The 15,070-nt window shown below is 68.6% G+C and carries 17 protein-coding genes and 1 tRNA gene; 10 read left to right on the top strand and 8 right to left on the bottom strand.

What is annotated here, in order from left to right; all coding sequences use genetic code 11:
• Positions 1-63: 63 nt before the first annotated feature.
• Positions 64-693: a trimeric intracellular cation channel family protein gene (locus OMW55_RS10045; protein WP_264882842.1), complete on the top strand. Its 630-nt coding sequence runs from the start codon at positions 64-66 to the stop codon at positions 691-693.
• A gap of 22 nt (positions 694-715) precedes the next feature.
• On the opposite strand, the gene OMW55_RS10040 is transcribed toward OMW55_RS10045, so the two are convergent.
• Positions 716-1,033 carry a hypothetical protein gene (locus OMW55_RS10040; RefSeq protein WP_264882841.1) on the bottom strand — a complete coding sequence of 106 codons (318 nt, stop codon included), beginning with the start codon at positions 1,031-1,033 and terminating at the stop codon, positions 716-718.
• 122 nt (positions 1,034-1,155) lie between these two features.
• Here OMW55_RS10040 and OMW55_RS10035 point away from each other — a divergent pair, with 122 nt between their 5' ends.
• The 3 genes from OMW55_RS10035 to OMW55_RS10025 all read left to right on the top strand — a co-directional run bounded on the left by OMW55_RS10035 (position 1,156) and on the right by OMW55_RS10025 (position 3,152).
• Positions 1,156-2,331 carry an LL-diaminopimelate aminotransferase gene (locus OMW55_RS10035; protein ID WP_264882839.1) on the top strand — a complete coding sequence of 392 codons (1,176 nt, stop codon included), beginning with the start codon at positions 1,156-1,158 and terminating at the stop codon, positions 2,329-2,331.
• A 4-nt stretch (positions 2,332-2,335) separates the two neighbouring features.
• The gene (locus tag OMW55_RS10030; RefSeq protein WP_264882838.1) at positions 2,336-2,491 is read left to right on the top strand and encodes a DUF2256 domain-containing protein; all 156 of its coding nucleotides are present in this window, start codon (positions 2,336-2,338) and stop codon (positions 2,489-2,491) included.
• A gap of 91 nt (positions 2,492-2,582) precedes the next feature.
• Complete coding sequence (locus tag OMW55_RS10025) at positions 2,583-3,152, top strand: hypothetical protein (protein WP_264882836.1); 570 nt, start codon at positions 2,583-2,585, stop codon at positions 3,150-3,152.
• Here the strand turns inward: OMW55_RS10025 and OMW55_RS10020 are convergent.
• Positions 3,149-3,781 carry a PilZ domain-containing protein gene (locus OMW55_RS10020; protein WP_264882834.1) on the bottom strand — a complete coding sequence of 211 codons (633 nt, stop codon included), beginning with the start codon at positions 3,779-3,781 and terminating at the stop codon, positions 3,149-3,151. The two genes, OMW55_RS10025 and OMW55_RS10020, sit on opposite strands and share 4 nt — an antisense overlap.
• A gap of 75 nt (positions 3,782-3,856) precedes the next feature.
• On the opposite strand from OMW55_RS10020, the gene OMW55_RS10015 reads away from it, so the two are divergent.
• A complete protein-coding gene (locus OMW55_RS10015) occupies positions 3,857-4,336 on the top strand; it encodes a DUF2721 domain-containing protein (RefSeq protein ID WP_264882832.1) in 480 nt (159 codons plus the stop codon).
• On the opposite strand, the gene OMW55_RS10010 is transcribed toward OMW55_RS10015, so the two are convergent.
• The gene (locus OMW55_RS10010) at positions 4,322-4,765 is read right to left on the bottom strand and encodes a hypothetical protein (protein WP_264882831.1); all 444 of its coding nucleotides are present in this window, start codon (positions 4,763-4,765) and stop codon (positions 4,322-4,324) included. The two genes, OMW55_RS10015 and OMW55_RS10010, sit on opposite strands and share 15 nt — an antisense overlap.
• Before the next feature lie 83 nt (positions 4,766-4,848).
• Here OMW55_RS10010 and glpX point away from each other — a divergent pair, with 83 nt between their 5' ends.
• From glpX to OMW55_RS09990, 4 genes are all read left to right on the top strand, one after another.
• Complete coding sequence (glpX, locus tag OMW55_RS10005; protein WP_264882829.1) at positions 4,849-5,820, top strand: class II fructose-bisphosphatase; 972 nt, start codon at positions 4,849-4,851, stop codon at positions 5,818-5,820.
• Positions 5,821-5,880: 60 nt separating this feature from the next.
• Positions 5,881-7,641, top strand: coding sequence for a single-stranded-DNA-specific exonuclease RecJ (gene recJ / locus OMW55_RS10000; RefSeq protein ID WP_264882828.1), 1,761 nt, complete (start codon positions 5,881-5,883; stop codon positions 7,639-7,641).
• A gap of 52 nt (positions 7,642-7,693) precedes the next feature.
• Positions 7,694-7,768: transfer RNA gene (locus OMW55_RS09995), tRNA-Glu, on the top strand.
• A 145-nt stretch (positions 7,769-7,913) separates the two neighbouring features.
• Complete coding sequence (locus tag OMW55_RS09990) at positions 7,914-9,059, top strand: acyl-CoA dehydrogenase family protein (RefSeq protein ID WP_264882826.1); 1,146 nt, start codon at positions 7,914-7,916, stop codon at positions 9,057-9,059.
• Positions 9,060-9,075: 16 nt separating this feature from the next.
• Here the strand turns inward: OMW55_RS09990 and OMW55_RS09985 are convergent, their stop codons facing one another.
• The 4 genes from OMW55_RS09985 to OMW55_RS09970 are packed head-to-tail and all read right to left on the bottom strand — an operon-like array spanning position 9,076 to position 12,290.
• A complete protein-coding gene (locus tag OMW55_RS09985; RefSeq protein WP_264882825.1) occupies positions 9,076-9,903 on the bottom strand; it encodes an EAL domain-containing protein in 828 nt (275 codons plus the stop codon).
• Between the two features lie 43 nt (positions 9,904-9,946).
• The gene (gene fghA / locus OMW55_RS09980) at positions 9,947-10,777 is read right to left on the bottom strand and encodes an S-formylglutathione hydrolase (RefSeq protein ID WP_264883981.1); all 831 of its coding nucleotides are present in this window, start codon (positions 10,775-10,777) and stop codon (positions 9,947-9,949) included.
• A 2-nt stretch (positions 10,778-10,779) separates the two neighbouring features.
• Complete coding sequence (locus OMW55_RS09975; protein WP_264882823.1) at positions 10,780-11,163, bottom strand: VOC family protein; 384 nt, start codon at positions 11,161-11,163, stop codon at positions 10,780-10,782.
• A gap of 14 nt (positions 11,164-11,177) precedes the next feature.
• Positions 11,178-12,290, bottom strand: coding sequence for an S-(hydroxymethyl)glutathione dehydrogenase/class III alcohol dehydrogenase (locus tag OMW55_RS09970; RefSeq protein WP_264882822.1), 1,113 nt, complete (start codon positions 12,288-12,290; stop codon positions 11,178-11,180).
• Between the two features lie 71 nt (positions 12,291-12,361).
• Between OMW55_RS09970 and OMW55_RS09965 the strand changes: the two genes are divergently transcribed.
• On the top strand, positions 12,362-13,120 hold the full coding sequence (locus OMW55_RS09965) for an SDR family NAD(P)-dependent oxidoreductase (RefSeq protein ID WP_264882820.1): 759 nt from the start codon (positions 12,362-12,364) through the stop codon (positions 13,118-13,120).
• A gap of 20 nt (positions 13,121-13,140) precedes the next feature.
• Here the strand turns inward: OMW55_RS09965 and OMW55_RS09960 are convergent, their stop codons facing one another.
• Positions 13,141-15,069, bottom strand: coding sequence for an acetyl-CoA carboxylase biotin carboxylase subunit (locus OMW55_RS09960; protein WP_264882819.1), 1,929 nt, complete (start codon positions 15,067-15,069; stop codon positions 13,141-13,143).
• Between the last annotated feature and the right edge of the window lies 1 nt (position 15,070).

Here is a 15,070-nt window from a genome sequence, read left to right as displayed (position 1 = left end):
GCGAAGGGTTGCTGCGGGTACGATGGACTAACGCCCGCGCGGGGGCGACGATAAGGGGAAGCAATGACCCCCGACCTGCCCACCCCCACCCTGCCCCAGGCGCTGGTGCTGCTGGATTACTTCGGCATTGCGGTGTTCGCGGTTTCGGGCGCGCTGCTGGCGGCCGAGAAGCGGCAGACGCTGGTGACGTTCATCTTCTTCGCGGTAGCGACGGGGGTCGGCGGGGGCACGCTGCGCGACCTGCTGATCGGGGCGCCGGTATTCTGGGTCCATACCAACGGGACGCTGCTGATCTGCATCGTCGCGGCACTGAGCGTGTGGGTCGTCCGACGCGGGCGGCTGGACGGTCGGGCACTGCTGTGGTTCGACGCATTGGGGCTGGGCGCCTACGCCACCTATGGCGCGGCCAAGGCGGTGGCGTTCGGGGTGGCCCCTGTGCCGGCTTTCGCGATGGGCGTGCTGACCGCCTGCGCCGGCGGCATCATCCGCGACGTGCTGGCGGGGCAGCCGAGCATCCTCATGAGGCCCGAGCTGTACGTGACGGCGGCGGCGTTGAGCGCGGGGCTGTTCGTCGGGCTGGCGCTGGTCGGGATGGCGCCATGGGCGGCGGCCCTGGTCGCGGCGCTCAGCGGATTTGCACTTCGCGGCGCCGCGATCGGACGGGGGTGGAGCCTGCCGGCTTACCGCGGGTGAGCGGGCAGGCGCCGATATCGAGTTAGCGGTAGCGGCAGCGATGCTGGGCGCTGATCGTGCGATCAATGGCCCGGCCAGCCAGTGCGCCGCCGACCACGCCCCCAGCCGTTCCGAGCAGGCCGTGGCCGATCAGCTTGCGACCGAGCAGGGCACCACCGACACCGCCGACGAGCAGCCCGGTCGTGCCGGGTGAGCGGCGGCAGTATTTGTAGGCATAAGCCGTGCGGCCGGAATAGTAACTGCGGCTGTGCCGAGTGCGGGCTTCGGCCGGCACTGCCATCGAGGACACGGCGGTCGTGGCCAGGGCCGTGGCGGCGATGATCCGATTGATGGGTCGCATGGGTTCGCTCCTCCGATTGCGTTCGAAGGTTGGCTAGAGCTCTCCGGATGAACCGCTTCTGATTGTGTCGTTCAGGGAACGCCCGGGTTGTCGCGCCGCCTGACGGGAGGCACAACCCGGCCATGGACACCGACTTCTACCGCATCCGCCGCCTGCCGCCCTACGTGTTCGCCGAAGTGAACGCGATGAAGGCCGCCGCGCGAGCGCGGGGGGAAGACGTGGTCGACCTCGGCATGGGCAACCCGGACGGAGCGCCGCCGGCGCACGTGGTGGCCAAGCTGGCGGAAGTGGCGGGGAAGCCCGACGCGCATGGATATAGCGCCAGCCGGGGCATCCCCGGGCTGCGGAAGGCGCAGGCGGCCTATTACCAGCGGCGGTTTGGGGTCAGCCTTGACCCGGACCGGGAGGTCATCGTCACCTTAGGTTCCAAGGAGGGGCTGGCGAACCTGGCGCAGGCGATCACCGCGCCGGGCGACGTGGTGCTGGCGCCCAACCCGTCCTACCCTATCCACAGCTTCGGCTTCATCATCGCCGGCGCGGCGATCCGATCGATCCCGGCCGCGCCGGGCGAGGACTTCTTCGAGCGGCTGCGGCTGGCAATGCGCTTCACGGTGCCGCGGCCCAAGGTGCTGGTGATCGGCTATCCGTCCAATCCGACCGCCTATGTCGCGGACGTGCCCTTCTACGAGCGGCTGGTCGCGTTCGCGCGCGAGCATGGCATCTGGATCATCAGCGATCTCGCCTATGCCGAAATCTATTTTGGCGAGGAGCCGACACCGTCGATCCTGGCGGTCGACGGCGCCAAGCAGGTGGCGGTCGAATTCACCTCCATGTCCAAGACCTACTCGATGGCCGGCTGGCGGATCGGCTTCGCGGTCGGCAACCCCCAGCTGATCGAGGCGCTGGCGCGGGTGAAGAGCTACCTCGACTATGGCGCGTTCACGCCAGTGCAGGCGGCGGCGGTGGCGGCGCTGAACGGCCCGCAGGACTGCGTGGCCGCAAACCGGGCATTGTATCGCAAGCGGCGCGACGTGCTGGTCGAGAGTTTCGGCCGCGCCGGGTGGGACATCCCCGTGCCGCAGGCCAGCATGTTCGCCTGGGCGCCGATCCCCGAGCGCTTCCGGGAAGCAGGCAGCATGGCGTTCGCCAAGCAGCTGCTGACGGAGGCCGGGGTGGCCGTGGCGCCGGGCGTCGGCTTCGGCGAGGAAGGCGAAGGCTTCGTGCGGATTGCGCTGGTCGAGAACGAGCAAAGGCTGCGGCAGGCGGCGCGCGGCGTGAAGAAGCTGCTGGGGCGCTGAGCACATGCCCAAGATGGTCAAGAAGGGTGACCTGCCGACCAAGGTCTGCGCGAGCTGCGGCTTGCCGTTCGCCTGGCGCAAGAAATGGACGCGGGATTGGGAGCAGGTAAGATATCCCTCGGACCGCTGCCGCTCGGCGGGAGCAAAGCCGGCGGGCTGAGCCCGATTTCAGTGCTTGCTCACCTTTTGCTCATGACGCTCAGGAGCGAAGGTCGGCACGGCTGGCGCTCCATCAACAGGAGCTCAAGATCATGGACCAGACCGTTCGCCCGCAACGTCCCTTGCTCAACTCCTGGCGAGTTGCAGGCTGGGGCTGCCTGCTCGCCCTGCTGTGCCTGCCGGCGATCGCCATGCGGGCGGCGCCGAGCTGGGGCTTCGACTGGACGGCGAGCGACTTCGTGTTCGCGGGCGTGATGTTCGGGCTGGTCGGGACCGGGTTCGAGCTGGCGTTCCGGCGGGCGGGCAGCTGGGCGTATCGCGCGGCGGCGATAATCGCGGTGCTGGCGAGCTTCTTCCTGGTATGGCTCAACCTGGCGGTCGGGATCATCGGCAACGAGGACAATCCAGCGAACCTGATGTTCGGCGGCGTGCTGGGGATCGGGCTGACCGGATCGCTGGTGGCCCGCTTCGGCGCTGACGGGATGAGCCGGACCATGGCGCTGTGTGCGGGGGCACAGGCGTTCGCCGGCGCCGTGGCGCTGGTTGGCAAGCTGGGTGAGGGTTCGTCGGCATGGCCGTGGGATGTGGCCAACCTGACGGTCTTTTTCACCCTAGCATGGGGGCTGGCCGCGATCCTGTTCCGCAAGGCGGCGCACGCCTAGCGGCGACCGGCGTGGAGTTCCTTCACCCATGGCAGGATCGCCTGCCAGCTCAGTTCCCGGGCGAAGCGGATGCCGGCGAGGCGGCCGTGGCGCCAGCTGACCTCCCCCGGCGGGATGCCGAGGCCTTCGAGGAAGACCTGCACCGGTTCTCCCACCGTCGGCAGCGCATCGCCTTCAAGCTGGAGGCCGCCGGCCGAGATGTTGCGGATGGTGGCGGGGAGGAAGCGTTCGTCCTCGCGCAGCCAGGCGGCGGCGCGAACCTCGACCCGGGGCATCTGACGGCGGTCGGCCGGCTGGGCGACCAGCTGACGAGTGATCAGCGCCATGACGTCGATCGGGCGGGTGAAGCGCACGCCAACGTCCTGTTCGCCGCGCCAGGCGACCACCGCGTCGACCCGCTGGCCGGTGCCTAGCTCCATGCTGAGCGCGGCGCCTAACGGCACGTCGACCGCGCCGCGCAGGGTGGCGCCCAGCTGCGAGATCTCGCGGATCTCGGAGGGCACGGCGATGGGACCGATGTGGACGGTGGTCGGATCAAGCGGCTCGGCCCGCTCCGGCAGGCCAGGCGCGTCGCCCTGCCACGGCAGCTTGGCCGGCAGGACGAAAGTGGTGGCGGTGGCGTCCGTCACTGGAGCGGCCTCTCCCATAAGCCCGGGAAGCCTGTCCCCTTGACCCTAAGAAAAGACTAACGGACGGGAGGACCTATGCTGCCTGCCGCCGAGACCGCCCGCGATGTCGCCCAGATCATCCAGCTGGCGGTGGCGCCGGTGTTCCTGCTGGCCGGGATCGGCGCCTTCCTGAACGTCTGTGCGTCCCGGCTGGCGCGGATCGTCGACCGGGCGCGCGAGGTCACACCGCGGCTGCTCGCGAGCCGAGGCAGCGAGCATGACCAATATGTCAGCGACCTGCGGGTGCTGGACCGGCGCATGGCGCTGGTCAGCCGGGCGATCAGCCTGACCGTGCTGTCGGCGGTGCTGGTGTGCGCCGTGGTGGTCCTGCTGTTCTCCGCCAGCCTCGTCGGCCTGCACGCGGCTACCGCCATCGCCCTGCTGTTCATCGGATCGATGATCAGCCTGGCGAGCGGCTTCTTCATCTTCCTGGTGGAGACGCGGGTCGCGGCGCGGGCGCTGCGGATCAGCCAGGACATCCTGGAGCATGAGCCGGACGGGTCAGGAAGCGAGTAGCTGCGCGATCGCAGCGGGCCGGGGAACGTTAGAGCCGGGCGTGTTCCAGCGGCGCCAGCCGCGCGGCGTCTTCAACCCCGCCTCGAGTGCATGGTCGTCAGGAAAGATGACGAGGTAGGCGGAGCGGTCGGCGGCGACCGTGATCAGCACCGGCCCGACCGGAGCAAGCATCGATCCGCCCTCGATCGCGCGCCGGTAAGTGGTGGCCTCGGCGCCGAGCAGGGCATTGAGGTCGACCGTGATCGGGCTGTCCTGGAACAGGCCGCTGTCCGCCGGCGTGCGGCCGGTCAGCAGGCGGAGTTCGGACCAGTCGCCCGGGGTCTCGCTGGTGACGTTGAGCGGGGGGGTTGCAGCGTTTTGGGCGATGCGGTCGTTACGGTTGCAGGCGGCGGTGAGAAGAAGGGCGAGAACGAGGGTGGGTTGCTTCATGCAATGCCTAACGCCCCGCCGCCTCGACAGGAGCCGCCGCGAACCATAAGCGATTGGCAACCATCCACAGGGGTTTTTACAAGATGATCTCAGCAAGCAGCGTTCTCGACCGCGTCCTGGTTCTAGAAATGGTCCGCGTGACCGAAGCCGCCGCCATTGCCGCCAGCAAGCTGGTCGGCCGGGGCGATGAAAAGGCGGCCGACCATGCCGCGGTAGAAGCGATGCGCGCCGCGCTGAACGAGCTGCCGATGGACGGCACGGTGGTGATCGGCGAAGGCGAGCGCGACGAGGCGCCGATGCTGTTTATCGGCGAAAAGGTCGGCTCTGCGCAGGGCAGCGGCCCCGCAATCGACATCGCCTTGGACCCGCTGGAAGGCACCACCATCACCGCCAAGGCCGGGCCGAACTCGCTGGCCGTGCTGGCGATCGCCGAACAGGGCGGCCTCCTGAACGCGCCGGACGTGTACATGGACAAGCTGGCCATCGGACCGGGCTATGCGGAAGGCACGATCGACCTCGCCAAGAGCCCGACGGAGAATGTCCGCAGCCTGGCCGCAGCCAAGGGCGTCGACCCAAGCGAGATTATCGCCTGCGTGCTCGACCGCCCGCGGCACGAGGGCATCATCGCCGAACTGCGCGCGCTTGGCTGCGGCGTGTACCTGATCCCGGACGGCGACGTGGCGGGCGTGATCGCGGTCACCGACCCCGACACCAACGTCGACATCTACATGGGTTCGGGCGGCGCGCCGGAGGGCGTTCTGGCGGCCGCGGCGCTGCGCTGCGTCGGCGGGCAGATCCAGGGCCGGCTGGTGTTCCGCAACGACGACGAGCGCGGCCGCGCGGCGCGCTGGGGGATCGAGGACCTCGACCGCATCTACAAGCTGGAAGACATGGCCAAGGGCGACTGCATCTTCGCCGCGACCGGAGTGACTGACGGCTCGCTGCTGCAGGGCGTCAAGCGGCGCAAGAACTGCGTCACGACCGAGAGCATCGTCATGCGCGCCAGCTCCGGCACCGTGCGGCGGGTGACCGGCGAGCACCACAAGGCACTGTAACCAAGGCCAGCATAACGAAGAGGATTCACGCGGGCCTGATCGCCGTCTAAGAACGGCGGCATGGCCCGCGAGGATCTTGCCTGCAACGTCGCCCAGTCGCTCTCAGGCCAGCCGTGGCGCTGGCGGCGGAGCGGCGGTGACCCGCTGACACCCGACGCGTTGGTCGACGAATTGCTGCTGGCGCGCGGGGTCGACCGGGCGGACCTGGCGCGGCATCGCAAGCCGACCATCCGCGACTTCCTGCCGGACCCTTCCGCCTTCCGCGACATGGACAAGGCCGCGGCGCGGGTCGCCGACGCGGTCGAGCGCGGCGAGACGATCGCCATCTTCGGCGACTATGACGTGGACGGGGCGACCAGCTCTGCACTGCTGGTGCTCCTGCTGCGGCGGCTGGGGATCGAGCCGCTGACCTACATTCCCGACCGGATGGCCGAGGGCTATGGCCCGAACGGTGCCGCCCTGCTGGCGCTCAAGGAGCGGGGCGCGAGCCTGGTGGTGACGGTGGATTGCGGCGCGCAGGCGTTCGACGCGCTGGCGGCGGCGCATACGGCCGGGCTGGAGGTCGTGGTCATCGACCATCACCAGTGCGCCTCGGCGCTGCCGCTGTGCCATGCGCTGGTCAATCCCAACCGGCTGGACGAGGCGGAGGTCGGTGCGGCGCACGGCCATGTCGCGGCCGTCGGCATGTCATTCCTGCTTGGGGTGGCCCTGTTGCGCGAGCTGCGCCGGCGGGGGCGCTTCGCCGTTCAACCCGAGCCGAAGATCCTCGACCTGCTCGACCTGGTGGCGCTGGGTACGGTGGCGGACGTCGCCAAGCTGCACGGGCTGAACCGCGCCTATGTCGCGCAGGGGCTGAAGGTAATGGGCGCGCGCGGCAACGTTGGCCTAACGGCGCTCGCCGAGGCGGCGCGGCTGACCAGGGCGCCGACCTGCCGCGACCTGGGCTTTGCGCTGGGACCGCGGATCAACGCCGGCGGGCGGGTCGGCAAGTCGGACCTTGGAGTGCGGCTGCTGACCACCGAATGCCCGGAGGAGGCGCGCGGACTTGCAGCCGAGCTCGACCGATTGAACGAGGAACGCCGCGCGATCGAGATGATCGTGCTGGAGCAGGCGGAGCGGCAGGCCGAGGAACAGGCGGACGCGAGCGTGATTGTGGTGGCGGCGTGCGGCTGGCATCCAGGCGTGATCGGGATCGTCGCCGGGCGGCTGAAGGAGCGGTTCGGCCGGCCGGCGATCGTGGTGGCGCTGGACGAGAACGGCATCGGCAAGGGCTCCGGCCGGTCGCTCAGCGGCGTGGACCTGGGCGCGGCGGTGCTGGCGGCCAAGGACCATGGGCTGCTGGTCGCGGGGGGTGGGCATGCCATGGCGGCCGGGCTGACCGCGCCACCGGGCGGGGTGCCCGCGTTGACGGCATTCCTGAACGAGCGGCTGGCCAGGGACGTCGAGCGGGCGCGAGCAGGCCGGGCGCTGCTAATCGATTCCATGTGCGCGCCGCGCGGTGTCGCCGCAGGTTTGTGCGACGCGCTGGACGAAGGGGGACCTTATGGCGCCGGCTGGCCGAGCCCGCGCGTGGTCTCCGGGCCGGCGCGGCTGATCAAGGTCGGCGTGGTCGGCAATGGCCATGTCCGCGGCCTGGCGTGCGGCGACGATGGCGCAAGCTTTAAGTGGATCGCCTTCCGCGCGGCCGAAACGCCGCTCGGGCAGGCGCTGCTCGCCGCCGGAAGCGACCGCAGGTTCTGGCTCGCCGGCTCAATTAAGCGCGACGAGTACAATGGTGGCGACAAGGCCGAGATGCACCTCGACGACGCCGCTATGGCCTGACGGGTTGCTTGACCGGGCGCCAGCCCTCCCCTAAGCGCCTCCCCGCCCTCATGGCCCCTTCGTCTAGCGGTTAGGACGCGGCCCTTTCACGGCTGAAACACGGGTTCGATTCCCGTAGGGGTCACCACGGTCCAGGCGATCGTACCGCTGTTGGCTGCAGCGTCATCCGGATATTCGTCGACTTGGATGCGCGCCGCGCTTTGTGCTGGCAAGTCGGGCGGCGCGTGCAAAGATGTCCGCGACTGGAATATTGCGAGAAGAAGGGATGCACGATGGCGCTCGACGCTGAGACTTTCGACGCGCTGATCAACGGGGTGCGCCGGTTCGTCGCCGAGCGCCTGCGGCCGTTGGAGGACCAGGTCGAGGCGGCCGACGCCGTTCCGGACGAGGTCATCGAGGATATGAAATCGATGGGCCTGTTCGGCTTGTCGATCGCCGAGGAATTTGGCGGTCTCGGGCTGACGATGTGGGAAGAATGCCGCGTCGCCATCGAGATGGGGCGCACCACGCCCGCGTTTCGTTCTGCGTTCGGGACGAATGTCGGGATCGGCAGCCAGGGGCTGGTGATCGCCGGCAGCGCCGAGCAGAAGGCCACGTGGCTGCCAAGGATCGCCAGCGGGGAGGTCATCACCAGCTTCGCGCTTACCGAGCCCGATGTCGGCAGCGACAGCGGATCGGTCCAGACCCGTGCCGTCCGTGACGGCGACGCCTACCGCCTGTCGGGTACGAAGCGGTTTATCACCAATGCCGATCGTGCGCAGCTGTTTACCGTCATGGCGCGCACCGGCGAGGATGTCGGGTCCAAGGGCGTGTCGGCCTTCCTGGTGCCGCGCGACCTGCCCGGCCTGTCGGTGGGTGAGCCGGAACGGAAGATGGGGCAAAAAGGCGCCAAGGTCGCCGACGTGATCTTCGACGATGTGGTCGTGCCCGCGGCCAACCGGCTGGGGGCCGAGGGAGAGGGCTTCAAGATCGCCATGCGGGTGCTCGACCGCGGGCGGCTGCACATCAGCGCGGTGTGCGTGGGCGTGGCCGAGCGGCTGATCGCCGACTGCGTCGGCTATGCGTCGGAGCGGCGGCAGTTTGGCAAGCCGATCGCCGACCACCAGCTGATCCAGGCCATGCTGGCCGACAGCAAGACCGAGAGCCTGGCGGCCCGGGCGCTGGTCCTCGACACTGCTACCGCCAAGGACCGCGGCGAGGACGTCGTGCTGGAGTCGGCGGCCGCCAAGTTGTTCGCCACGGAGATGGTCGGCCGGGTGGCGGACCGCGCGGTGCAGATTTTCGGCGGAGCGGGCTATATCGCCGACTATGGCATCGAGCGCCTCTACCGCGATGTGCGCCTGTTCCGCTTGTATGAAGGCACTAGCCAGATCCAACAGCTGATCATCGCCCGCGAGACGCTGAAGCGCGGCGGGTGAGAGGACGTCGCTGCGCTCAGATCGCCGTGCGGTAGTCGATCGGCTGGTGGCGGCGGCGGACGGCGCCGCGGCGGAGGCGGTCGGGATAGGGCTGGAGCGTCCCGAGCGCCGGCTTGCCGAACAGGTATCCCTGGACGAAGCGGATCCCGAACAGGCGCAGAACCGCGAGTTCCTCCTCGGTCTCGACGCCCTCGGCGACGATCTCCGTGCCGAGGCGGCGGAGCAGCTGGACCAGGCTTTCGAGGATCGCGCGGCGGCGGCTGTCCCGGTCGATGCCGCGAATGAGGTCCATGTCGACCTTGACCATGTCGGTTTGCAGGTCGGCGAGGAGGTTGAGGCCGGCATGCCCGGCGCCGAAGTCGTCGATGGCGGTCGTGAAGCCGAGCTCACGATAGGCCGCGACGATGTTGCGAATATGGGCAACGTCGAGCTTCTCGTTCTCGGTGAACTCGAAGATCAGCCGGTCCTGCGGAAAGCCGTTCTCCCGCGCGGTCTTCAGCGTCAGCTGGATGCAGGCCTTGGGTGAGTAGACTGCGTTGGGCATGAAGTTGATCGACAGCTTGGCGCCGGTGCCGATGATCCCAGCGGCGACCGCGTCGCGGATGGCGGTGACCCGGCAGGCCTGGTCGAAGCTGTAGACTTGCTCGTCGCCCACCTGCTGCAGCACGAAGGCGGCGCTTTGCCCGTCAATGCCGCGGATCAGTGCTTCGTAAGCGAATACCCGCTCTTCCTGCAGGTCCAGGATGGGCTGAAACGCGGCGCGGGTAGGCAGCGGGAACGCCTTGCCGTCCTTGCAGGCTTCACAGGCGCGCCGCGCCTTGTCGGGGTCCGATACGCTGCTCATCAGAACGGACGTAAGCCCGAGCGGTTAAGAAGTCGCCAAGCCATCAGCGCAGGCGCTCAGCGTGCCACCGCAGGTGATCGGCCATGAAGGTCGAGATGAAGTAGTAGCTGTGGTCGTAACCGGGCTGGCGACGGAGCGTCAGGGCGATGCCGGCGTCGGCGCAGGCTGGCTCCAGCAGCTCGGGCTTGAGCTCGCGTTCCAGAAACGGGTCGGCGTCGCCCACGTCGACCAGCAATTCGGGAACGCGGGCACCATCCTTGATAAGCGCCACCGCGTCATGCGCGCGCCAGCTGGCGCGGTCGGGCCCAAGGTAGCGCGAAAAGGCCTTCTCGCCCCATGGTACCTGCGCCGGCGCGACGATCGGGGCGAAGGCCGACACGCTGCGGAAGCGGTCGGGCTGGTGGAGCGCGACGGTGAGCGCGCCATGGCCACCCATCGAGTGGCCGGTGATCGCCTGCCGCGCCATGTCGAGCGGGAACTCGGCGGCGACCAAGCTCGGCAGCTCGTCGGTGACGTAGCGCCACATGCGGTAGTTGGCCGACCAGGGCTGCTGGGTCGCGTCGACATAGAAGCCGGCGCCAAGACCGATGTCCCAGCCATCCTCGTCCGCAATCCCCTCCCCGCGCGGGCTGGTGTCAGGGGCGAGGAAGGCAAGGCCGAGCTCCGCGCACGCGGCCCGATATTCGCCCTTGTCCGTGACGTTGGCGTGGGTGCAGGTGAGGCCGGACAGATAGGTGACGAGCGGCACCGCACCCGCGTCAGCCTGCGGCGGCAGGTACAGGGAGAAGGTCATCTCGCACGCGGTCGCGGCCGAGGCGTGGCGGCAGACCAGCTGCCGCCCGCCGTGGCTACGGGCTTCGGAGACGACCTCCACGCTCACGATTGCGGCCGGTGAAGCGCGCAGAGCTTGTTGCCATCCGGATCGCGCAAGTAGGCGAGGTAGAGGCTGCCGAACGCATTGCTGCGCAGGCCGGGCGGGTCTTCGATGGCGGTGCCGCCGGCCGCGACACCGGCCTCGTGCCAGGCGTGAGCCTGTTGCTCGTTTTCAACCGTGAAACCGATAGTGGAGCCGTTGCCGTGGGTGGCGGGCTGGCCGTCAATCGGGGGCGAGACCATGAACACGCCACCATTGTTGAGGTAGATCAGCCGGCCCTTGTCGTCGGTCCGCCCAGGCTTGCCGCCGGTGGCGGTGAACAGCGCGTCGTAGAAGCGCTTCGACCGCTCGATGTCGTTCGAGCCGACCATGATGTGACTGAACATATGTGCTGCCTCCCTTAGTAAACCACGACGCTGCGGATGCTTTCCCCAGCGTGCATCAGGTCGAAGCCCTTGTTGATCTCGTCCAGCGTCAGGACGTGGGTGATCATCGGGTCGATCGCAATCTTCCCGTCCATGTACCAGTCGACGATCTTGGGCACGTCCGTGCGGCCCTTGGCGCCACCGAACGCCGTGCCGCGCCAATTGCGGCCTGTAACCAATTGGAACGGGCGGGTGGCGATCTCCTTGCCGCTTTCGGCGACGCCGATGATTACGGACGTGCCCCAGCCCCGGTGGCAGCATTCGAGCGCGGTGCGCATCACCTCCGTGTTGCCGGTCGCGTCGAAGCTGTAGTCGGCACCGCCGTCCGTCAGCTCGACGATCTTGGCGACGATCTCCTCGCGGCTCATGCCCATCGTGTTGAGGAAGTGGGTCATGCCGAACTGGCGGCCCCAGTGCTCGCGGTCAGGATTGATGTCGATGCCGACGATGGTCGCCGCGCCGGCGAGCCGGGCGCCCTGGATCACGTTAAGGCCGATGCCGCCGAGGCCGAACACCACGACAGTGTCGCCGACCTGGACCTTCGCCGTGTTGGCCACGGCGCCCACGCCGGTGGTCACCCCACAACCGATGTAGCAGCTGGTCTTGAACGGCGCGTCCTCGCGGATCTTCGCGACTGCAATCTCCGGCAGCACGGTGAAGTTCGAGAAGGTGGAGCAGCCCATGTAATGGTAGATCGGCTGGCCCCGGTAGCTGAAGCGGGTCGTGCCGTCGGGCATCAGGCCCTTGCCCTGCGTCGCGCGAATGGCGGTGCACAGGTTAGTCTTGCCGGACAGGCACGACTTACACTGGCGGCATTCCGGCGTGTACAGCGGGATGACGTGATCGCCCGGCACGACGGAGGCGACGCCGGGCCCGACCTCGCGGACGATACCGGCACCTTCATGGCCGAGGACGCTAGGGAAGATGCCTTCGCTGTCGAAGCCGTCCAGCGTGTAGCTGTCAGTATGGCAGATGCCGGTGGCCATGATCTCGACCAGCACCTCGCCCGCCTTGGGGCCTTCGAGGTCCAATTCGACCACCTCCAGCGGCTGCTTGGCCTGGAATGCGACGGCGGCACGAGTCTTCATCGGGGGCTCCTTTGGCGGTGCTGTTGCCACGTCGAGGCGGCTCGGCCAAGCGGGTGCGGAGGAGATCGACGATGGGCTTCGCAGACGGCAGACATGCGCTGATCACGGGCGGTGGTACGGGCATCGGGGCGGCGGCGGCGCGGGCGCTGGCGGCGGAGGGCGCGAAGGTGTCGCTGCTCGGCCGGCGCCACGAACCGCTTGACGCGATCGCGGCGGAGACCGGCGGGCGGGCGATCCCGTGTGATGTGACCGACCGGAGCGCGCAGGAGCGGGCGTTTGCCGAGGCACGGGACGCGTTCGGGCCCTTCGACTTCGTGATCCTCAATGCCGGGATCGGCGACAGCCGGCCGTTCGGACGCACCAGCCGCGACAGCTGGGACGCGATCATCGCCACCAACCTGACCGCTCTGTTCGATGGGGCTCAGCTGGCGCTGCCGGACCTGCAGGTCACGGGCAAGCGGCTGATCATCGTGGCATCGGTCGCGGGCCTGAAAGGCGGCGCAATGGCAGCGCCCTATGTCGCGTCCAAGCACGGCGCGGTCGGCCTGGCCCGCAGCCTGGCACTGGAGTTCGCGCGCACGGGCCTGACCGTCAACGCGATCTGTCCAAGCTTCGTGGATACGCCAATGGTGGACGAGAGCGCCGAGCGGATCGCGCGGGCGACCGGCAAGAGCGTGGACGAAGCGCGCGCACTGCTGGCGAAGACCAACGGCAACGGCCGGCTGATCACGCCGGAGGAAGTGGCGCGCAGCATCGTCAATCTGTGCCACCCCGACAGCGGCGGCGTGAACGGCGCGTGCGTGACGGTGGACGGCGGGACGTCCGCCTGACGCTTACTCGAACCCGCAGCTTACTCGAACTCGACGATGACCTGGTCGACGGCGAGGCTGTCCCCGGCGGCGGCGGGCGTGGCCTTCACGGTGCCGGTCTTCTCGGCGCGGAGGATGTTCTCCATCTTCATCGCCTCGACCACCGCGACCGGCTGGCCCGCCTCGACCTTGTCGCCGACCGCAACGTCCAGGCGGGTGAGCAGCCCGGGCATCGGCGCCATCAGGAAGCGCGAAAGGTCGGGCGCGACCTTCTCAATCATGTGCCGCGCGAGTTCGGCTACCGTCGGAGTCATGACCGTGACGCGGTGCGTCGCGCCGCGGGTGGTCATCTTCCACGAGCGGCCGTCCTTGGCCACCAGCACCGTGCGCTCGCGCGAACCGATCCGGGCTCGGACGAGGCGCTGTCCCGGAAGGTAGTCGGCGTCGAACGCCTGGCTCTCGCTCCCATCGACAACGACTCGGTCGAGGGCGAAATGAACGCGATGCTCCGCTCCGCCGTCGAGACGCACGACGTGGTCGCGGGTGACGTGCACCGGTCCGCCGAGCTGCCCATCGATCTGCACCGCACGCGCCTCGTGCACGCTGCCGATGAAGGCGGCGATGAAGCCGGTGGTGATCTCGCCCGAGCGGAAGCGCGGGTGCTGCATCAGCGCGCTGAGGAAATCGACGTTATGGCCGATGCCCTGGATGTCAAACGCGTCCAGCGCCTCCACCTGCGCGTCGATCGCCGCCTCGCGGGTCGGGCCCCAGGTGACCAGCTTGGCGATCATGGGGTCGTAGAACATCGATACCTCACCGCCTTCGAATACGCCGTCGTCGACGCGGACGACTTCCGTCTCGGAGCGGGTGGGGGTGCTCGGTCGATAGCGGGTCAGGCGGCCGGTGGACGGCAGGAAGCCGCGGTAGGGGTCCTCGGCGTAGACGCGGTTCTCGATCGACCAGCCGTTGAGCTTAACGTCGTCCTGGGTGAAGGTGAGCTTCTCGCGCGCGGCGACGCGGATCATCTGCTCGACGAGGTCGAGGCCGGTGACTTCCTCCGTCACCGGGTGCTCGACCTGCAGACGGGTATTCATCTCCAGGAAGTAGAAGCTTTCGCCGCTCGGGTCGGCGCCGGAGACGATCAGCTCGACCGTGCCCGCTGAATAGTAACCCACGGCACGCGCCAGCGCGACGGCCTGCTCGCCCATCGCCTTGCGCATCTGCGGCGTGACGAACGGCGACGGGGCTTCCTCCACCACCTTCTGGTGGCGGCGCTGGATCGAGCATTCGCGCTCGTTCAGATAAACGATGTTGCCGTGCTGGTCGCCGAGCAGCTGTATTTCGATGTGGCGTGGGCTCTCGATGAACTTTTCGATGAACACGCGGTCGTCGCCGAAGCTGGCGAGGCCTTCGCGCTTGGTCGCCTCGAACCCTTCACGGACGTCCTGCTCGGACCAGGCGAGGCGCATGCCCTTGCCGCCACCGCCGGCCGAGGCCTTCATCATGACCGGAAAGCCGATGTCGGACGCGATCTTCACCGCCTCGTCGGTGGTGGCGATGTCGCCGAGGTAGCCGGGGACGACGTTGACGCCGGCCTGCTTGGCAAGTTTCTTGGACTCGATCTTGTCGCCCATCGCCGCGATGGCGTTTGGCGGCGGGCCGATGAACGCGACGCCGGCGTCGGCCAGCGCGCGGGCGAAGCTCTCGCGTTCGGAGAGGAAGCCGTAGCCGGGATGCACCGCTTCGGCGCCGGTGGCGCGGACCGCGTCGAGGATCAGCTCGGCATTGAGATAAGACTGGGCGGCGGGCGCGGGTCCGAGGCGGACGCTTTCGTCGGCCATGCGGACATGCGGCGCGCGGGCGTCGGCGTCGGAGTAGACCGCGACCGTCTTGATGCCCATGCGCTTGGCCGTGCGGATCACGCGGCAGGCGATTTCGCCGCGATTGGCGATGAGGATCTTCGAGAACATA

This window comes from Sphingomonas arvum (assembly GCF_026013565.1).
In the GTDB taxonomy this organism is placed as follows: domain Bacteria; phylum Pseudomonadota; class Alphaproteobacteria; order Sphingomonadales; family Sphingomonadaceae; genus Sphingomicrobium; species Sphingomicrobium arvum.
The sequence above is the reverse complement of the archived record's forward strand: the minus strand, read 5'-3'. Positions and strand labels throughout refer to the sequence as shown.